Genomic DNA, 599 nt, shown 5'->3' on the forward strand with positions numbered 1-599 from the left:
GTCCAGGACCGGCATGGCGGCTGAATCCTTGGGGGCGCTCCAGCGAAAGCGCCTTGTCGCCAGGTCGGGCAGCCAGGCGTCGGGGTGGACGTGCAAGGCGCTGTCGAGGAACTTGCGCACCGGTCGCGTCCTGTTCAGCGCGTTGACGGCCTGCACCACCACGGGAATCCCGGCGAACTGGCCATGGACATCGGTCGAGGCGAGCAGCTTCTCGCCGGCGCCGACGCCGCCGTTCTTGAACTTGATCGCCTTCGCTCGCAGCATGACGTGCGGGAAATCCACGTTCCACGGATGCGGCGGCACGTAGGGGCACTTGGTCATGTAGCAGAGGTCGCACAGGTAGCACTGGTCGACGACGCTCGCGAAATCCTTCGTTGCCACTTCGTGGACCTCACCCTGCGCGGTGGCGTCGATCAGGTCGAACAAGGTCGGGAAGGCGTCGCACAGGCTCACGCAACGGCGGCAGCCATGGCAGATGTCGAAGACCCGCGTCATCTCCTTTTCGCAGGACGCCTGATCGTGGAAGTCCGGATTCTTCCAATCCACCGGGTGGCGTGTGGGAGCCTCGAGAGTGCCTTCTCGAATCGTCATGGGTGGGC

General features: G+C 64.8%; 1 pseudogene. It reads right to left on the reverse strand.

The features are described from left to right. Positions 1-495 (reverse strand): annotated as a pseudogene (locus AC1DTN_RS38470) (glycerol-3-phosphate dehydrogenase); the annotation flags it as partial. Positions 496-599: the final 104 nt, after the last annotated feature.

The sequence above is a fragment of the Rhizobium sp. 01T444 genome (genome assembly GCF_056398305.1).